Raw genomic sequence first — 18187 nt, 5'->3', positions numbered from 1 at the left:
ATTCTTAGCTCTAGTCTACTACGTCTTCTGCTTTGTTTTTCACAGCTTTAGCGCCTTTCTTCACGACTTTACCGGTCTTTTTGGCGCCTTTTTCAACAACTGCACCAGTCTTCTGGCCAGCTACTTTAACGTCTTCTTTCGTGTTGTGCACCTTTTCGCCTGCTTTGGTGCGACCTGTGCGAGACTCAGTTTTTACCGTGCCATTGTCGCGAACGGTAGCAGTGGTTTTAGCACCAGTGGCGTCGTCTTTTACTACTACTTTGTCGCCTTGGGCGAAGGCTGCGGTGGAGAAAGCTACAGCCGCGAGCAACATTAGGATCTTTTTCATGATTGGGGAGGAGTTGGTTATCTGAACTCCGGTCCTTATACGGGTCCGGCGAAATAGGTTGCAGTAGCGCACTTGTCAACTAAAATCCCATGGGCTTGCCTGTTGGAGTCCATGATTTCCGAGGAATGGCGGTGCATGGAAATGTTGTAATCGACCAAACAAATCTACCTCGTTCCGCATGAAGAACGCACGAGAAAAGCGAGCTGCAACTAACCCATTTTACCATCAGGCTCTGCTAACTATTGCCTCTATAGTGAGTCAGGAAGGAGCAATGAGCTGTCGCCGTAGCTTAGAAACCGATACCCGTTTGTTAGGGCATGCTCATATACGCGCCGCCAGTCGGGGCCGAGCAGGGCGGCCACCAGCAAGAGCAGTGTGCTTTCAGGCTGGTGGAAATTCGTGACCAGTCCCTGTATCATTCGGAACTGATAGCCAGGAGCAATCAACAACTGAGTGGTGGCGTGCAGCGCGTCTAACTGCTGTGCGTCCAGGTATTCGAGGAGAGCTTTCAAAGCCGAGGTAGCAGCAAGATCGGAGCCGGGCGTGTAGGGCTGCCACTGTGCTACGTGAGGTAATGTATTGGGAGGTAATTGGCCCGCGGCCGCCTGCACCCCAAGCCAGTACAGACTTTCCAGCGTGCGCAGGCTGGTAGTGCCTACCGCAATCAGCGGGCGCAGGTGGTGCGCTAGTAACTGACGCAACACTTCGGCCTGCACCACAAACGGTTCGCCGTGCATGGTATGGTCGGCCATACGAGCGGCTTTTACGGGCTGGAAAGTGCCTGCCCCCACATGGAGGGTCACGCGGGCCGTGGTAATACCGCGCTCAGCAAGGTCAGCAACTACCGCATCAGAGAAGTGCAGGCCGGCAGTAGGAGCCGCAACCGCGCCTTCGTGCGTGGCATACACCGTTTGGTAGCGGACTGCATCGGCCTCTGTATCCTCCCGGTTGAGGTAGGGTGGCAGCGGCAGATGACCGGCACCACGCAGTACTTCGGCAAACGGTAGAGTGGCCGGATTCCAACTAAACTTAATTAGCGAATAACCATCGACGGCCTCTGCACGCTCAGCAATAAGGGTAGCTGCCTGACCTTGCGCTGTGAAATTCAGTGAAACCGGACCACTTTTCCAGCGCTTGCCGTTGCCAACCAGACATTTCCACACACACTCCCCGGTTTGCTGCATGGCCAGCTCAATGGCGCTATGCGGCGCTACCGGTTCCAAACAAAACAATTCGACTTGCCCACCGCTAGGCTTGCGGCAAAACAGCCGGGCCTGCACCACTTTGGTATCATTGAACACCAATAGCGTGTCCGATGGAAGCTCTGTGGGTAAGTTGTGAAAAGTCTGGTTGGTGATATGGCCGCTACGGTACACAAGCAGCCGCGACTGGTCCCGGTCGGGCAAGGGCTCGGGAGCAATTCGCTCTGCGGGGAGAGTATAGGTGTAATCGTGAATGGAAAGCAGGCGGGGGTCAGCAACAGGAATCGACATACCTACAAAGGTAGATTACGAAGTCAGCCGGAACAGTTGGAGGTCATATATTCTTCCGGCCACCTAAAAAATACGGTCCGCTACATAGCGGACCGTATTCAGTAAAAGCTTGGAAGGTTGAAGGCAAAGAGCCTGACCTTCATGATTTGCGGAAAATCAGCAGGTGTTGCTGGGGCAGACTCTTGATATTTTCCACGAAAACCATTCCCAAAGCCTCCATTTCCTTACGAGCTTGGGCTTCCGTCATTTTGTGAATGCGCTTGATGGGCACGTTTGGATCTTCGGCCCGGTACTCTACCAATGCCACTCGGCCAGTAGGCCGCAGCGAACTGCGAATCGCGCGCATCATTTCCCGCGGATGATCGAACTCGTGATAAGCATCCACAATCAATACCATATCGACGCCGCCAGTAGGCAGGTTGGGATTTTGAACCGTACCCAAAATTGGCTGTACGTTCTGCGCCTTATTGGTTGCTTTGTGGTCGGTTAGATATTTAATCATTTCTGGCTGTATATCCACCGCCAATACCTTGCCTTGCGGCACTAAGGGGCTAATACGGAAAGAAAAATAACCCGTACCGGCTCCAATATCGGCCACTACATCGGTAGGCTTCAGCTTTAGTTCGCGCAACAGTACGTCGGTTCGCTCTTCTTCCTGCCGGTCGCCGCGCTCCAGCCACTCGGCACCCTCATGACCCATGACGTGCGCTATTTGGCGGCCCTGATAATACCTGCCAATTCCGTTTGGATCTTGAGGTGGCGCCAAATGGTAGCCGCTTGTATCTGCTGCCGTAGCCGTTTGGTCGGTTACAATAGGTTGTTCTGCCGCCACGGCCGAGGAGCTTTCCATCGGGGTTTGGGTACAGGCGGCCGGAAGTAGAAAAACGGACAAGGTGGTAGTCCGGAACAAAGAGGAGAGAGACATAGGCCCGAGTGCAAGTAAATCCTGTTTAGTTAAACATCCTAACCGGGAGAAGCGTTCGGCCAACTTCGAACTATGCGCAAGACTAGTGGACGATAATAAAAAGCAATTTTGATGATGTTTTACCGCCCATTTCTATTTTAGCGCGTACAAAACCCGTTCCTGAACCTTTCACCAACTATTTTAGCTCATGAAGCACCTTTTCAACATTCTGCCTAAGCTGACTGCTATTGCGGCCATTGCCCTAAGCGCCGCTAGTTGCAACCGCGCCGAGTATGCCATGTTGCCCAAAACAACGCCTTATCACGCTACGTATGGCACCACTAAATCAGTTCCTACGCCAACTGTAGCAGAAAAGGACGTAACGGTTGCGAAAACACAAGCTGCACAGCCGGCAGAAAAACTTGTTGCTGTTGAAATGCCTGCCGTTGGTACACCCGCCAGCGCGGCCACTCCCTTAGCTGCTCCGAAAGCCCAAGCTAAGTCCGCTCGCTTAAAGCAGGATAACAAACCGGCAGCGCATAGACTGAATCTAGTGCAGAAAATGGGAGTCGCGAAGGTGCTAAAACAGGTGGACAAAGCGACTGGCAAGGTGCAGCTCAAGCAACGCCACGAAACGGCTGCCACTAGCAAACTGGAAGGTAAGCTTCGGCAAGGCGTTATCTTATTGCTGGTTGGTCTACTGGTAGGTTTGCTGGGTTCTATTGGAGGCGTTATCGGGAACGTATTCGCCATTCTAGGCTCTATCCTGTTCCTCGTTGGGGTGATTCTGATAATTCTTTATCTGCTCGACGAATTGTAGGTCCCACGTTTCGTACTTATTGCTGATACTAAAAGCCTTGTCTGCCTCCGGTATTCAGGGCTTTTTTGTGCGTTTACCTAAGTACAGTGAGAGTTGAACAACGCCTTTTTCCACTTACATTAATTATATTAATACGATTTACTCTATCTAAGCCTGTTATAGAATAAAATGCATAGATACTTTGTTCGAAAAGTGCTTCTGGCTGCTTTGCTGGTTTCGCTGACTGCCTGTCAAAGTGTGCGTTCCGTTACCATCTTACCGGACACTGAAATATACAGACCGCAACCAAACTTGCGTAAACCAACATTCTATCAATCACAGCCCGTATTGACGGCCACACTGCCCGAGAGAGAAATTCTGAGTGAGGATGAAGGGGACCAAGTAGCGCCCGCCTCAATGCCTTCGGTGAATAAGCTGCCGGTGTTGTTGCCCGACACTGCCGTAAACAAATCTGTTATAAGCAGCAAGCCCGATCCAGCCACCACGATTGTAAATAGCGTTGGTGGCGCTACAACGGCTGTGGGGCTAGGCTTAATGATTGCCATTGCCAGTACTGACGCTCCCCCAACGGAATGGGACGGATTAAGTCAGGTTATAGGGTTTTTGGGAGGCTTAATGATACTGTTGATTGGGCTTGCCCTGCTCTTTTTCCAAGGAAAGAACGGCCGCTTACGCCGTGTGCGCGAAGCGCGTGAAGCGGCGGCAGATGATGCCATTCCACCCATATCTGCAAAGCTAGCTAGCCGCAGGAGCCAAAGTAGAAAGACGGGCCGGCTTTTATTGACTATAGGTGGTGTGTTAGGAGTACTAGTCTTTATATATGGCGTGCTCCTGCTTCTACCTGCAATTATTCTATTATTGTTGGGCTCAATCTTCTCTATTGCGGGAAGTTAAACGTACACTTACCAGCTGCGCTGCCGCTTAGCATCTTACATAGTTGCTACATCGGGTCAACGTCGGCTACGAAGCGAGCTTGCTTGTAATCTTTCTCGTTCTTGACGGCATTGATGGCTGCTAGAATATCTGCCTTAGCTGATTTGAGAACGGTATGTTCGCGGCTGAGCTTGATGGTAATTTCTTGCAAATAGAAGTTGCGAATGCGGAAAATATAGGGTGCTTCCGGCCCGAGCACGGCTTCGCGGCCTAGCCGGGCTACTAGCTCGCCGGTCAGCAGGATAGCGGCCCGCTCGCAAAGTAGCTGATCTACGTGCTTTACTACGAGCCGAATAACCCGCATAAACGGCGGATAGCCATGCTCGCGCCGTTGCGTGATTTCGTAGTCGTAGAACTCCAAGTAGTCGTTGCGAATCACCTTATCGAAGATGATTTGCAGCGGGTCGGCCGTCTGGATGATGACTTTGCCTTTCTTGCCCTTACGGCCCGCTCGGCCACTCACCTGCACAAACATCTGGAATGCTCGCTCGTGCGCTCGGAAGTCTGGGTAGTGAATGATACTATCGGCATTGATGATGCCTACTAAGCTCACGTTGGCGAAGTCCAGGCCCTTGGTTACCATTTGCGTGCCGACCAGAATGTTGGTTTTTTGCTGCTCGAAGTCGCCGATAATTTGCTGATAGGAGTTTTTGGCGCGGGTAGTATCGAGGTCCATGCGCTGCACGTTGGCGGCGGGTAGCATCACTTTTAGGTCGTCCTCAATCTTCTCGGTGCCAAATCCCACGGTTTTGATGTTGCGCGAGCCGCAGGCGGGGCATTCCACGGGCATCTGGTCGTGGTAGCCGCAGTAGTGGCAGCGCAGCTCGTGGGCTTGTTTGTGGTAGCTAAGGCTCACGGCGCAGTTCATGCATTTTGGAATCCAGCCGCAGTCCACGCAGTTGATGAAAGGGGAGTAGCCACGCCGGTTTTGGAACAGAATCACTTGCTCCTTGAGGCTGAGCTTGGTTTCCATGGCCGTCAGCAGCTCGGGCGTGAAGTGGTTGAGCATCTTCTTAGCTTCCCGGCTCTTGCGCGTATCCACTAACTCGATTTCCGGCAAACCCGCCTCGCCAAACCGTTTGGTGAGCGTTACGAGCCCGTAGCGGCCGGTGCGCGTCTGGTAGAACGTTTCGACAGCTGGTGTAGCGGAACCCAACAACGTTTTGGCCCCTTGGAAGTTGGCCATCATCAGGGCCACCTCCCGGGCATTATAGCGCGGGGCTGGGTCATACTGCTTGTAGCTCGACTCGTGCTCCTCGTCTACAATCACCAAAGCCAGATTGTCGAAGGGCAGGAATACGGCCGACCGCACGCCAATCACCACCTGAAACCGCCCCGACAGCACCCCGTTCCAGACTTCTACCCGCTCGTTGTCAGAGAACTTAGAGTGGTACACGCCCAACCGGGAGCCAAACACACGCATCAGGCGGGTTACAATCTGGGCGGTGAGAGCAATTTCGGGCAGCAGATACAGCACTTGCCCGCCGCCATCCAGCGCGTTGCGAATCAGGTCGATGTAGATTTCTGTTTTGCCGGCGCCGGTCACGCCGTGCAACAGCACAATGTCTTTGGTGTTGAACAGGCGCATCACCTCGTCGCGGGCCTCGATTTGGGCCTCGCTCAAAGTGAAATGCATGTTGGCCTGCGTGGCATCATCGAGGGGAAAGCGCGACACAATTACATCGAACTGCTCTAATACCCCGTTTTTGATGAGCGTATTAACAGCGGAAGGGGAGAGGTGCGGGGCCGACGTGAGGTAGACCTTCTCGATGCCGTTTTGGTTGGTGAATTCGTTTTGATAAACGGGTACTTTTTGCAAGTAGCGCATCAGCACGTCGAGCTGCTTGGGCCGCGCTGCGAGTTGCGCAAACAAGCCCTCCAGCGCTGCTTCCGCCACAAAATGATGCGCTAGCCGCACTTTCTTCACCACTTTCGGCGCGTACTTATCGGCCATGTGTTCGAAGAGAAAGACTACGTCTTTCTGCATCAAGCTCTTGATAACCTTGTGGAATGAAGCAATACCGAGCAATTCTCCGACTTCGGTAAAGGTCAAGGATTTGCCGTCCTCGCCAGCACTCAACGTGTCGACAATCTTCTCTTCCTGCTCACTGAGCGGATACGGATTCTCCTCGCGCACAAAAGCTGGATGCAGTTGCACCCGCGACTCCGAGCTAAGCTTCAAGGCCGAGGGCAGCGCCGCGTTTATTACCTCGCCCAGCGTGCACATATAATAGTCGGCCAGCCAGCGAAACAGCTGTAACTGCGGTTGCGTAACGACGGGCGCATCGTCGATGAACTCCAGAATGTACTTGGCTTGGTATTCTTTGGGGGGTGTTTCGTGCACGGCGGCCACAATGCAACTCAACGTCCGTTTGGCCCCAAACTGCACAATCACGCGTCCGCCAATCACCACTTGGTCGTTTAGCTCGTAGGGCACCCGATACGTGTAGAGCTTGGGCAGCGGCAACGGCAGAATCACGTCGGCAAATAGCGTGACACGGTCGGCAGCGGGTTCTGGCTGCAACTGAACAAAGTCGAACGTAAGACTCAAGGGAAAAGCAATCTGAAAGCGGAAGGTAAAGATAACAAGGTGGTGCTTGCGCCGGGCCTCTGCGCCGATAAAATCGTCGGGTGAAGCGGCTATATAGCTAGCGCTGAAACTCGTTGCGCAAACAGCTTACTACATCTGCGTCAGGGCCTCCGCCACCGTATGCACCGGCTGCTGACAGGTGTGGTTGAAGCACACGTAAATCGTGGTTTTTCCATCATGCGGCTCCCGGCCTTGGAGCAAAGGCAACGTGCTGGCGCTTTCAGTGCCGGCTAGCACGACGTTGGGCAGATATTCGCGGCTTAGCTCCTGACGTAAAGTCTCTGCTTCCGGGCCGACAACTACAATTTCAGCAGTTGGTTTCAGTTGCGCGGTGTACAGCGTCGCCCAATTGGTAAGGTGCTGCGGCTCCTGCACTACTAATGCCTGAATGCGGCGCAGCATGGCAGTGGCTAGCTCGGTATAGTGGCTGTTTTCGAGGTGTAAGCCCAACCGGTGCAGGTTGTGCGCCATAACCGAGTTGGAAGCAGGAATTACGTTGTCGAACAGCTCTTTTTTGCGAGCAATGAGTTTCTCGCCGGTGTCGTCGGTGTAAAAGAACTGCTCTTCCGTAGGGTCGAAGAAATGAATTAGCACGTACTCGGTCAGGCTTTTGGCCTGATGTAGCCAGCTCTCTTGGAAGGTTGCTTCGTAGAGGCTGATGTAGGCCTGGATAACCAACGCATAGTCTTCCAAGAAAGCACTGATAGAGGCGCGCCCATTCTTGTAGTTGCGGTGGAGGCCGGCTCCGTTGCGTAGCTTATTTTCAATAAACCGCGCGTTCCGAAGTGCCAACACCAGAAACTTGGGCTCAGCGAAGGCTCGGTAGGCATCCAATAGGCCTTGTAGCATTAGCGCGTTCCAGCCGGTTAGGATCTTGTCGTCGAGGCCAGGGCTGATGCGACGGTTACGAGCAGTGAGTAGCTTCTGCTTCCATTCTTTTATCAGTGCGGCCAGCACATCGGGCGCAAGCTGATGCGCGGCAGCGAAATCGGTGCTGGAGGCGCGGCGATGCAGAATATTGCGACCGTGCTCCCAGTTGCCCACGGCAGTACAGCTGTAGTAATCGGCCGCCAAAGATTCTTCATCAGCCAGAACAGCGCGCAATTCCTCTCTGGTGAAAACGTAGAACTTACCTTCTTCGCCTTCACTATCGGCATCGCGGGAAGAGTAGAAGCCGCCTTCCGGACTGGTTAGCTCGCGCTCTACAAAGCTGATTGTATCGTATACCACTTCCCGGTATAGATCATCATGGGTTACTTGGTAGGCTTCGGCGTATAAGCTTACCAGTTGGCCGTTGTCATAGAGCATCTTTTCGAAGTGCGGAACCAGCCATTCGGCATCGGTGGAATAGCGGGCAAACCCGCCGCCTACCTGGTCGTAGATGCCGCCCCAGGCCATTTCACGCAGTGTGAGGTTGATTTGAGCTAATAGGCGCCGGCTGCCGCTGAGTTGGTAGGTGCGTAGCAAAAAGCGCCATATGCTCGGCATTGGAAATTTTGGTAAGCGATTCATACCACCTAATTCCCGGTCGAATTTACCGGCCAAGTTGTGCACAAGCAGCTTAAACTCGTCTGCCGAAAAACCTTCTGTAGCGGCCGAAATACGGTATTTCTCTAGTTCGCTGGCTTGCAGCGCTTGCGCAAACTGCTCGGCCGAAGCATCTAGTTGCTTCCGATCTTCGTTTCGATAAGCCCGACCAATGCTGGTTAGCAGTTGCTTCCAGTTGCCGGGCGAGAAATAGGTGCCGCCATAAAAAGGCTTGGCTTCCGAATTTAGAAACACGTTTAGCGGCCAACCGCCCGGCACGCCCATGGCTTGCAAGGCCTCCATGTACACTTGGTCCACATCGGGCCGCTCTTCCCGGTCCACCTTTATGCACACAAAATGCTCGTTCATTACGGCCGCAACCCCCGCATCCTCAAACGACTCGCGTTCCATCACATGGCACCAGTGGCAAGCCGCGTAGCCGATACTTACCAGAATCGGCTTTTGTTCAGCTTGAGCCCGGCTCAGTGCTTCGTCACCCCACGGATACCAATCAACAGGGTTGTGGGCGTGCTGAAGGAGGTAGGGACTAGATTCTTGCGCAAGTCGGTTGGTAGAGTCGGGCTGCTTAGATGCATTCATCGGACAGAAGGATTGGAAAGACAAAACCCGGTCCTGTGGGACCGGGTTTTAAAATCAACAGTATTTAAGATGCATCTGGTGTCTCATCAGGAGCTTCAGGTTTGCGACGTGGTGGCCGAGCAGGCCGTTTACGTGCGGCGGCTGGGGGCTCCGTAGCCGGCGCTGTTGGCTTGGCAGCTGGTTTACGTCGGCCCGAAGGCGGGGCCGCTTCTGGTGCAGATGCAGCGGGAGCAGATGTTTCAGTGGCTTTCCGTTTCTTGTTTGCTTTTGGGGCTGGCTTTTTCTTTTCGACTTCAACTGGCGCCGACTGCTCTACGGAGGCAGTATTTTGCTTGGCCTGCGGCTTGGCTGGCCGATGCCGCGGTTTTTTGGGCGCTGAAGCTAGTGGCGCAGGATCAGGTAAAGGAGCTTCGGTAACTGGGGTAGCAGGAAGCTGCTCGTTCGTTTGTAGCGGAGCGGGTACCAACTCTACTGAGGGTGCTACAGGATCAAGTGCCGGGCTTATGGTAGCTGGCTCAGCTGAGGTTTCAATTTCAACAGCCGGTGGCGGAGGCGTTGATTTCAAGCGGGCTGGCGCTGTATTTAGAGTAGCCTGGCCTGAGGCAGTCAATCGGCCGGAAGCACCTGTTCCTTTCACCGACGGAATAGCACTAACAACCGGTGGTCGTTCTGGTGCTACAGATGCTGGTGCCGCAGACGCTGGAACTTGCAACTCAGACGGGACTTCAATGGCAGCAGTCGGTAAAGCTGAGGTTACCAGGTCATTAGGATTTGAAGAAGATTCCAGCAGCGTTGCCTCTGCTGAGGGTGCTATTGTTGGCGGCGTTTCTGGTGGAGTAGCATACAGCGTTTTGATGCGCGAATCGGGCCGACGCGACTTACGTAGGGCCGCCGCTCGTACCTCACTAGCTGAGCGGCCCGTACGGACTGGCCGCTGCAAGCCTGGCGTCACGTTAGAAGTTGCTGGCTCAACACTATCTGTCTGGTCAGTTGATGGTACTGTAGGTTCGAGCAGAGCCGCTCCAGTAACGAATTCCGCATCAGGATCAATCAGCACTGGTGACTCGGTGAGGTCCGGAGCCAACGAACTAGGTTCGGTCGGGATACCCGTAGCTTGAGAAACTACTTCAGTTAACTGTTTGCCGCGGCCTCTGCCCCGACGTGAGCCGCGCTTACGGCGCTCCATTGCTGTTTGCAGAGGAACATCCGGATCAAGAGCCACCGTAACAACAGAGGCCGTACCTACTTCTTCTGCTGCTACCTCTTCCGCTGTTTCATCTGATTCCGCTACCAAAGATGCTTCACTAAGAAGAATAGTAGTGCCAGCCGCTAGGGCAGCCGCTTCTTCTGCCAACCGGGCCGCATGCTTTTTCTTGTTTCGCTTCGCGCCACCTCGGTTGCGCCGCTTTTTCTTGGGCTGTGCCGCTTCTTCCATGGTTTCTGCCATAGTTTCCGCCTCACTGAGTTCCTCTACTTTTTCGGGTTCTACTTCAACAACCTCACTAATAGCTTCTATCAAAACGGTGTGCTCTGCCGCTATTACTGGCACCGGGGTAGCCTCATCGCCTACATCAATCCGTTCCTCATTGTCTTCTATATCGGCTTCCGGTACCGGTTGTGGCTTCGGCAACGGCAAATTCTGTATCTGCTTGCGGATTTCCAGAATTTCCATGCGCATGTCGGCCTGACTGGAGAGCTTCTCCAGCCGTTCCAGCGTGCTAACAAGAAACTGCCGGTGCTCGGGAGCAGCTGCATGTAATGGCCGGTGATGCAAGGCTTGTCGGACCGATTCCCATTCCTTACGGAACCGGCCAAACTCGACGTCGAAGTAGGTTCGTGCAAACCTCTCCCATATATAATCTTCCGCTACGACCGAAGGGTGCAGCATATCGGCCGCGTAAAAGCGGTAATCGCGCAAATCATCTAACAGCAACTCGTAGGCCGGGAAATACGATACGTCAGGCAGTAGCTCACTCAAGTAGTGGCAGGCCACCCGCAATACCGATTTGCTTACTGCATTCAGTGGTAGCGTATCTTTCAAGTGGCGTACTGGGCTCACGGTCAGTACAAACCGCAGTTTAGGATTCCGCAAACGGAGATACGCATGGGTCTCTGCAACAGCGTTGATAATTTCATCGGGAGTCAGCAACTCCTTATTGAATTTTTCTGCTGGCACTTTGTGGCAGTTGCTTACTAACTCATCGGTTTCTTTTAGTCGATAAGCCCACGCTGTGCCTAACGTCAGTACGACTACATCAGCCGTAGTTAGGAACACCCCCGTATCTCGTGAGAGTTGTTGGATTGTCTGGAGCAATTCCACAGGAGAATCGGCCCCGAGATTGGCATGAAGATCATAGCTCTGCCAACGTCCTCGCGCTTCTACTAGGTGCTGCTGCCAGTCCATCTCTTCACCGGCCGCTGCCCGTAGCAGCTTGCAGGCAGAAATAGGATTGAATAAGGTACCAAACGGATTAACTAACGTATGTACCTTGGCTTCTGCCAACCGACCCCCAATAGTTTCGGAAAAGCAGGAACCAATAGTTAGCACGCGTGCCGAAAGAGGCAATTGGTGCAAAGCGGGAGTGAGAGGTAATTCAGTGCGGAACATTCCAAACAGATACGGCAAAAATCAGCCAACGGACAGGCAACCTACTCAACATCGTGCGTTCAGCCAAAATGTGGCTTACTGAAACAACATGCAAGAAGTGTCACTGTAGTAATTTCAGTTAAATACTAGCTATACAACAAGCCAAGTAAGGGTACTTGAATATCCCGATTTATTACTTAAATAAGTGAATCAAAAAAGCCCGACTGTCAAGACAGTCGGGCTTTCTTTTAACTTGAATAGCTTACTCAGCTACCACATTAAAACGTACTTTGTGCTTCACTTCGCGGTGCAGGTCCACGGTAGCGGTGTACTCACCTACCGAACCGGGCTCCTGGTCGAACGAGAGGCGCTTACGCTCTACTTCGATACCCTTAGCTTTCAAAGCCTCGGCGAGCTGAAGCGTGGTTACACGACCGAAAATCTTGCCGCTCTCACCCACTTTGGCGGGAATTTCGAGTACTACGTCACCAATCTTATTGGCAATTGCTTGCGCATCGCCTTTAATCTTGTCGGCCTTGTGAGCGGCCTGACGGATGTTCTCAGCGACGATCTTCTTGTTGGTTTTATCAGCCAGAATGGCCAAACCTTGCGGGAGCAGATAGTTGCGACCGTAACCAGGCTTCACCTTTACAGTGTCGTTCTTGTAGCCCAGGCCCTTTACGTCGTCTTTCAGAATTACTTCCATGATTTTTTAATTGTTGATCGGTGCATAGCTGATAGTGCCGTTAGTAGTGTCTTTGCAGTCCTACTCCATAGACAGCAATCTGCTATCAACAACCATCTATTTCAAAGAGTCAGTTACGTAGGGCATCAGAGCCAAGTGACGAGCTTTTGCTACGGCTTGAGCTACTTTACGCTGGAACTTCAGACTAGTGCCCGTGATGCGGCGAGGCAGAATTCGGCCCTGCTCGTTCACAAACTTCAGCAGGAAGTTCGGATCCTTGTAATCAACATACTTGATGCCGTTCTTCTTGAAGCGGCAATACTTTTTGCGGGTATCCTGCTTGTGGATACGTTCGTTGGCGAGGCTCATGGTTTAAGTTACTGGGCTACGGCTTCCGGTTGTTTCTGGGTTTTCTGCTGGTTCATCTCTCCGTTGCGGCGGCGCTGGCTGTAAGCTACAGCGTGCTTGTCCAGAACGGTAGTGAGGAAGCGGATAATCCGTTCGTCTCGACGGAAGGCGAGTTCCAGCGTGTCCACGATGTTACCCGAGCCAGTGAACTCCACGAGAAAGTAGTAGCCCGTATTTTTTTTCTGAATTGGATACGCCAATTTTTTTAGGCCCCAAGCTTCAGAGTTGATGATGTCGGCGCCATTTTCCTTAAGCACCTGCGAGAACTTCTCGACCGTCTCTTGCACTTGACTTTCGTTCAATACGGGAGTCAAAATGAAGACCGTCTCGTAATTTCTTACTTCCATTACGACGGGGTAGAATTTGAATTGTGAAAAAATTAATGAGCCGGCAAAGATACGACTTTTCCGTTGTGGCTTTTACCTCCCATACCAAAATATTTACCAGAAAATTGTTCTTAACATTTTGGACATCAGGAAGCAAACCTTCGCGGTGCGGAATGGGTTAGCTAAAGAGCAAGCTGCTGTGGCTGGTAGAATGAGGGAAACCAGGGATGGACCGCTTGTCGACACCTGTTAGTATAGGGTGTGTAGAATACTCAATTAGAAAGCCGCAAAGCAAGCTCAACTAGGCGAGAATTAGCCCGAACGGGTTTGTTCTCTACGATTCCTGACCTACATTTGTGGCCTTGAACCACCCCCTCGCGTTTCTTTTCTTACAGTAAAATTGTGCTATGAATAGCATTCGCCTTCGTTCATTTTCTTCCCTTTTTCTTGCTCTTTTCCTGACGTTTGCTGCTACTACTACTTCTTCGGCTCAAGGCGGTGAGGTAGGTGCGGCCCCGGCTGTAAGTAAGGAAGGGGTGACTCCCGGTACTCCAGATGCCGGTTCAGCTGCCGCAGCAACAGCGCCTGCCGCAGGAGCAACTCCAGGCGCCGGCGGCGGTGACGCTGCTGCTATCGCTGCGGGTGACGCTCTCTTCAAAGGTAACTGCGCCCAGTGCCACGCCGTCAACGATGTGGTAGTAGGACCGGCCCTAGCTGGTATTACTAAGCGCCGTCCAGTTTCTTGGCTGATTCCTTGGATCAAGAACTCCAGCAAGGTGGTTGCCAGCGGCGATGATTACGCTGTGAAGCTCTACAACCAGTACCAGAAGCAGCAGATGCCTAGCTTCCAACTCTCAGATCAGGAAATTACTTCTATTCTAGCTTGGGTAACGTCTCAGGAGGGGCAAGGAGCATCTGCTACAGGTGGTGGTTCCGGAACTAACAAAGACAACCCAGCCACTGACACCAAACTTGGTGAAGGCGGCGAAGGAGCTGGCGCCGGTCAATATGCTGACATCCTGCTAATCGTATTGGTGGTGGTACTGATTGTGTTAGTGGTAACGCTGGTTATCATTGCCAACATCATGAAAGATGTACTGCGCGGTCGGAAAGATCTAGACGGCCGTGATGTTGAGCTTTTAGAGCAGCGCTTCGACTGGAGCAAACTTTACAAGTCATCGGCCATCCGTATTGGGGCAGGGGTAGTGTTCACGCTTGTATTGTTATACGAATCAGTTCAGGGTGCTATGGGTATCGGCTTGATGCAAGGCTACCAACCTACACAGCCAATTGCCTTCTCGCACAAACTGCATGCCGGTGAACATCAGATCAATTGTGCTTACTGCCACACTTCGGTTTATAAAAGTAAATCAGCCAACATTCCTTCGGCCAATATCTGTATGAACTGCCACTCGCAGATCAAGACAGAGTCGCAGGAAATCAAGAAAATCTACCGCGCTATTGAGCGTAAGCAACCTATTCAGTGGGTGCGTGTGCACAATCTGCCTGATTTGGCTTACTTCAACCACTCGCAACACACGCAGGTAGGAGCAATTCAGTGCCAGACTTGCCACGGTCCTATTCAGAACATGGAAGTGGTATATCAGTATTCACCGCTTACTATGGGCTGGTGCATTAACTGTCACCGCGAGACACCGCTCAACACTAAAGGCAACGCTTACTACAACAACTTGGTGAAGTTACACGACCAAGCCAATGGAGCGGCTCCTTTCACGGTATCATCGAACGGTGGTACGGAATGCTCGAAGTGTCACTACTAGGTTGATAGAGTCAGCTAAATCAGCACCATAACAAAGTTGCTGGTCTAGCTGGCTTCCAAAACGAAAGCTTTAATAATAAGCCTTAAAACTTGGGAATAATCGCGGAGTGGACTTCACACTCCATTTGCCCAAGACCCTAAGTCCCCATAACAAATGCAAGAATCGCCCAAGTACTGGAAGGGAATTGAGGAATTAGAGAACTCGCCGGAGTTCGTGAAAAACGCGTTCAGCGAATTCACTGACTTTCTGCCCGTAAAAGAATCACATGCGTCTTCAGACACCTCTGTAGCTCCGCGCCGCGACTTTCTTAAGTTGATGGGTTTTGGCATTGCAGCTGCTACTTTGGCTAGCTGCGAAGCTCCTGTCCGGAAGGCTATTCCTTACTTAAATAAGCCCGAAGAAGTAGATCCAGGTATTGCCAACTTTTACGCATCCACCTATTTCAACGGCACTGATTACAACAGCATTTTGGTGAAGACTCGTGAGGGTCGGCCTATCAAGCTGGAAGGCAATCCAGAATCACCTGTAACACGTGGTGGCTTGTCGGCACGTGCGCAAGCATCCGTACTGAACTTATACGACAAAGCACGCTTGCAACACTTTGCCATTAAGGGACGTGTTGCTGAAAAAGACCGAGTAGACCAGGAAATCCGCACAAAGCTGGCAGCTGCTAAAGGTCGGATTGCTATCGTTTCGCCAACTATTATCAGCCCGACCACCAAAAAGGTTATTGCTGATTTTGCCGCTCGCTATCCAAATACCGAGCACGTAATGTATGACGCTAACTCGCAGTCAGCATTGCTACGCGCTAATGGCGGAGTACTACCTGCTTTCGATTTCAGTAAAGCAGATGTCATTGTAAGCCTAGGAGCTGATTTCTTAGGAACTTGGATTTCTCCGGTTGAATACGCTCCTCAGTATATTGTCAACCGTAAGGTTTCGAGTGAAAGACGGCGTATGTCGCGTCACTTTCAATTTGAAACCATGATGACGCTGACCGGTGCCAATGCCGATATACGCGTGCCAATTAAACCTTCGGAAATGGGTGCCACAACATTGGCACTCTACAACGAGATAGTAGGCAGTGGTAGCAACGCCGCAAGCAAGCAATTGAAGCAGGCTGCTGCTGAGCTTAAAGCAGCACGTGGCCGCAGTCTTGTAGTATCCGGTTCAAATGATGTAGCTGTTCAGACGTTAGTAGCTGCTATCAATCAGAATCTAGGAAACGTCGGTACCTCTATTGACTTGACGAATTCCTCGTTGGTGCGTCAGGGTGATGATGCTCGTTTGCTGCGTCTTGTCAATGACATGAATGCAGGTAACGTAGGGGCTGTAATCTTCTATAACGCTAATCCTGCCTACGATCATCCATTAGCTGACAAGGTAAAAAGTGGGATTGCTAAAGTGCCTGTAAGTATTTCGCTCAATGACCGCCTAGATGAAACGGGCTCGTTGTGCAACTATGCTTGCCCTGACCACAACTACCTTGAATCGTGGAACGACTACGAGCCAAGACGTGGCTACTTGAGCTTAGCACAGCCTGCTATATCGCCACTGTTTGACACTCGTCAAGCGCAGGATAGCTTGCTGGTGTGGGCTGGAAATCCGCAAACGTATTACAATTACCTGCGCAGTTCATGGCGTGGCGTGCTGACTGGTGACTTCCAGAAAGCTTGGGACAAAGCAGTGCACGATGGGGTGGCAACGGGTACGCTCTCCGCTGCAGTACAGCCTCAGGTTGCACCAGCTATGGACGTTAATCAGGCTATTGCAGCTATTTCAGCTGCTCGTAAGCCCGCTGGTGTTGAATTGTGCTTGTATGAGAAAGTAGGTATCGGTCCTGGTAGCTGTGAAGCTAACAATCCGTGGTTACAAGAGTTGCCTGATCCTGTATCAAAAGCTACTTGGGGTAATTACGTAGCCATTCCACGGGAGATGGCTCTAGCCAATAAGTGGGAGCAAAATGACGTACTTAAAATAACGTCTAACGGAAAGACTATCGAGCTTCCTGTTTTGATTCAACCTGGTCAGGCCAAGGGCACCGTGAGCATAGCCATCGGCTATGGCCGAGAAAAGTCTGGCCGAGTAGGGGATAATGTTGGCGCTAATGCCTATCCATTCGTCGTCGTAGGCCGCGACAACGGGCTTCTTTACACCGGTGAAGTGAAGCTGGAAAAGACTGACGCTACCGCGCCAATCGCTCAAACCCAAACTCACCACACCATCATGGACCGCAAGTCCGTGGTACAAGAATCTACGCTAGCTCAGTACATCAAGAATCCCAAAGAGGTAACTGAGTACGAAACTGTCTCTACTCCAGAAGGCCCCCAGAAACCAAATAAGGTTTCGTTGTGGCAAGATTACGAGTATAAAAATCACCACTGGGGTATGTCTATCGACCTCAACTCGTGCATAGGCTGTGGCTCGTGTGTGATTGGGTGTCAAGTGGAAAACAACGTTGCGGTTGTAGGCAAACAGGAGGTAATTAACCGTCGCGAGATGCACTGGCTGCGTATTGACCGTTACTATAGCTCTGATGCTCATAAGGAGGACTTTGAAACCAAAGGCAAGCTAGATACTTACGCTGCCATGGAAGACCCCTCCGAAAACCCATCGGTTATTTTCCAGCCAATGCTTTGTCAGCATTGCAACCATGCTCCTTGCGAAACAGTGTGCCCAGTACTTGCGACGACGCACAGTTCGGAAGGTCTCAACCAGATGACGTACAACCGTTGCGTAGGAACTCGCTATTGCGCTAACAACTGCCCATACAAGGTTCGTCGCTTCAACTGGTTCTCGTACTACTCGAACGAGAAGTTTGAGAATGTTAACAACCATATGTTCTCCGACTTAGGTCGCATGGTGCTGAATCCGGACGTGACAGTACGGGCTCGGGGGGTAATGGAGAAATGCAGCTTCTGTGTGCAGCGTATTCAGCTTGCTAAGTTGGAAGCTAAAAAGCAAAAGCGCCGTCCCAAGGATGGAGAAGTGGTAACTGCTTGCGCTCAATCGTGCCCAACACAAGCTATAACATTCGGTGACTTGCGTGACCCAAACACTCGTGTTGCGCAAGTATGGCGTCGGGAAGATGGAGAGCGTGCTTTTAAAGTGATTGATTCCATCAACACGCAGCCGAACATCACGTACCTGACTAAGATTCGTAACAGAGAAAAGTCAGATTTCAACGCCTAAGCTAGATCTGGGG

At 51.9% G+C, this 18187-nt stretch carries 13 protein-coding genes; 4 read left to right on the top strand and 9 right to left on the bottom strand.

Features of this window, described 5'->3' with window-relative positions; all coding sequences use genetic code 11:
- Nucleotides 1-10 precede the first annotated feature (10 nt).
- The 3 genes from ACFE7X_RS05000 to ACFE7X_RS04990 form a co-directional block, all read right to left on the bottom strand.
- The gene (locus ACFE7X_RS05000; protein WP_375434563.1) at nt 11-328 is read right to left on the bottom strand and encodes a hypothetical protein; all 318 of its coding nucleotides are present in this window, start codon (nt 326-328) and stop codon (nt 11-13) included.
- A gap of 248 nt (nt 329-576) precedes the next feature.
- On the bottom strand, nt 577-1821 hold the full coding sequence (locus tag ACFE7X_RS04995) for an S-adenosylmethionine:tRNA ribosyltransferase-isomerase (protein ID WP_375434562.1): 1245 nt from the start codon (nt 1819-1821) through the stop codon (nt 577-579).
- 139 nt (nt 1822-1960) lie between these two features.
- Complete coding sequence (locus ACFE7X_RS04990) at nt 1961-2746, bottom strand: class I SAM-dependent methyltransferase (protein ID WP_375434561.1); 786 nt, start codon at nt 2744-2746, stop codon at nt 1961-1963.
- 187 nt (nt 2747-2933) lie between these two features.
- Here ACFE7X_RS04990 and ACFE7X_RS04985 point away from each other — a divergent pair, with 187 nt between their 5' ends.
- Together ACFE7X_RS04985 and ACFE7X_RS04980 are read left to right on the top strand one after the other, a co-directional pair.
- Nucleotides 2934-3545 (top strand): hypothetical protein, encoded by a 612-nt coding sequence (locus ACFE7X_RS04985; RefSeq protein ID WP_375434560.1) that lies wholly within the window; start codon nt 2934-2936, stop codon nt 3543-3545.
- 192 nt (nt 3546-3737) lie between these two features.
- Nucleotides 3738-4439, top strand: a complete 702-nt coding sequence (locus tag ACFE7X_RS04980) for a hypothetical protein (RefSeq protein WP_375434559.1) — start codon at nt 3738-3740, stop codon at nt 4437-4439.
- Between the two features lie 46 nt (nt 4440-4485).
- Here the strand turns inward: ACFE7X_RS04980 and priA are convergent, their stop codons facing one another.
- From priA to rpsF, 6 genes are all read right to left on the bottom strand, one after another.
- Nucleotides 4486-7029, bottom strand: coding sequence for a primosomal protein N' (gene priA, locus ACFE7X_RS04975; protein ID WP_375434558.1), 2544 nt, complete (start codon nt 7027-7029; stop codon nt 4486-4488).
- Nucleotides 7030-7158: 129 nt separating this feature from the next.
- Entirely contained in the window at nt 7159-9195 is a 2037-nt protein-coding gene (locus ACFE7X_RS04970; RefSeq protein ID WP_375434557.1) for a thioredoxin domain-containing protein, read from the bottom strand.
- A gap of 64 nt (nt 9196-9259) precedes the next feature.
- Nucleotides 9260-11803, bottom strand: a complete 2544-nt coding sequence (locus tag ACFE7X_RS04965) for a GSCFA domain-containing protein (protein ID WP_375434556.1) — start codon at nt 11801-11803, stop codon at nt 9260-9262.
- Nucleotides 11804-12044: 241 nt separating this feature from the next.
- A complete protein-coding gene (gene rplI / locus ACFE7X_RS04960; protein ID WP_375434555.1) occupies nt 12045-12488 on the bottom strand; it encodes a 50S ribosomal protein L9 in 444 nt (147 codons plus the stop codon).
- A gap of 96 nt (nt 12489-12584) precedes the next feature.
- The gene (rpsR, locus tag ACFE7X_RS04955) at nt 12585-12836 is read right to left on the bottom strand and encodes a 30S ribosomal protein S18 (protein WP_022822548.1); all 252 of its coding nucleotides are present in this window, start codon (nt 12834-12836) and stop codon (nt 12585-12587) included.
- Between the two features lie 8 nt (nt 12837-12844).
- Complete coding sequence (gene rpsF / locus ACFE7X_RS04950) at nt 12845-13222, bottom strand: 30S ribosomal protein S6 (protein ID WP_375434554.1); 378 nt, start codon at nt 13220-13222, stop codon at nt 12845-12847.
- 386 nt (nt 13223-13608) lie between these two features.
- On the opposite strand from rpsF, the gene ACFE7X_RS04945 reads away from it, so the two are divergent.
- Both ACFE7X_RS04945 and ACFE7X_RS04940 read left to right on the top strand, forming a co-directional pair.
- Entirely contained in the window at nt 13609-14982 is a 1374-nt protein-coding gene (locus tag ACFE7X_RS04945) for a c-type cytochrome (protein ID WP_375434553.1), read from the top strand.
- Between the two features lie 153 nt (nt 14983-15135).
- Entirely contained in the window at nt 15136-18174 is a 3039-nt protein-coding gene (locus ACFE7X_RS04940) for a TAT-variant-translocated molybdopterin oxidoreductase (protein WP_375434552.1), read from the top strand.
- Nucleotides 18175-18187: the final 13 nt, after the last annotated feature.

The sequence above is a fragment of the uncultured Hymenobacter sp. genome (assembly GCF_964242765.1).
Taxonomy (GTDB): Bacteria; Bacteroidota; Bacteroidia; order Cytophagales; family Hymenobacteraceae; genus Hymenobacter.
Note: the sequence above shows the minus strand (reverse complement) of the source record. Positions and strands in the feature narration are given on the sequence as shown.